At 69.1% G+C, this 1,127-nt stretch carries 1 protein-coding gene; it reads left to right on the top strand.

Going from position 1 to position 1,127, the window contains the following annotated elements:
- Positions 1-103 precede the first annotated feature (103 nt).
- A complete protein-coding gene (locus ACY45C_RS07355; protein WP_462186883.1) occupies positions 104-742 on the top strand; it encodes a DNA-3-methyladenine glycosylase in 639 nt (212 codons plus the stop codon).
- Positions 743-1,127: the final 385 nt, after the last annotated feature.

Genomic DNA, 1,127 nt, shown 5'->3' with positions numbered 1-1,127 from the left:
CTCCCGACCGGGTCCGCGAGCAGATCGCCGCGTTGCGTCCGGTGCTGGACCGGGACCAGGTCTGGGCGGTGGGTTGACGGCGCTACCCGAATCCTCGCCCGGCATGGCACCGACGGACGGTGCCGCGCCGGACGGGGTGGACTTCTACGACCGGCCCGTTCTGGTCGTCGCACCGGCCCTTCTTGGTGCGACGGTCCGGCACGGGCCGGTCGCCGTTCGGATCACCGAGGTTGAGGCGTACGGGGGGCTGGACGATCCCGCCTCGCACGCCTACCGCGGCCCGACGCCGCGCGCGGCCGTCATGTTCGGACCGCCGGGACGGGCCTACGTCTACCTCAGTTACGGCGTCCACTGGTGTCTGAACGTGGTGTGCGGACCGGTCGGTTCGGCGTCGGCCGTGCTCCTGCGCTCCGGAGAGGTCGTGGCGGGTCGCGACCTCGTAGCGGGCCGTTTCCCACACCTGGTCGAGGCGGACCTGGCGCGTGGCCCCGGCCGGTTGGGACGGGCGCTCGCCGTGACCGGCGCACTGAGTGGAACCCCGGTCACCGGCGCGGGGCCGATCACGGTGGCACTGGCCGGGGGCCGGAGGATCCGTCCTCCCGGCCCGCCCGGTATCTCCGGCGGCCGGGTCTGCCTCGGCCCCCGGGTGGGGATCCGGGTGGCGGCCGAATGGCCCTGGCGATTCTGGCTCGCTGGCGAGGCGACGGTCAGCGGCCCGCGGTCGCCGCGTCGACCCAGGTGAGTCGACCCGGTGATGCTCTGTACGAGTGTTCCGGGCCCAGTATTCCGGGCCCAGTGTTCCGGGGGTCCAGAGCTCTGGCCCAGACCACCAAGCCTCCCATATCAAAAGATCACAACGAGCCAGTCTTGGGAAGGTGTGACGTACATCACATATCTTGGCGAGGGATTGATTTGACGTCTCCCGTCATCCACCCGTAATGTTCTCTCTGTCAGCGAGACACCGGATCCGCCGAACACCACGGATGCGGTCGGTGACCCCCCCTTGAGGGGCGTTATGTGGCAGATGTACGGCAGTCCCCGCCTGGGGAGTAACTGACGAGCATCCTCCAGAATTTCGCAAGAAGCCAGCAAGCCGCATGAGGGCGACGTCTTGCGACGTCTACTCA

The sequence above is a fragment of the Frankia sp. CcWB2 genome (assembly GCF_977927585.1).
The sequence above is the reverse complement of the archived record's forward strand: the minus strand, read 5'-3'. Positions and strand labels throughout refer to the sequence as shown.

What these genes read in the sequence shown, in the direction of transcription:
- ACY45C_RS07355 (WP_462186883.1), top strand. Translation starts at nt 104, where the DNA reads ATGGCACCGACGGACGGTGCCGCGCCGGACGGGGTGGACTTCTACGAC.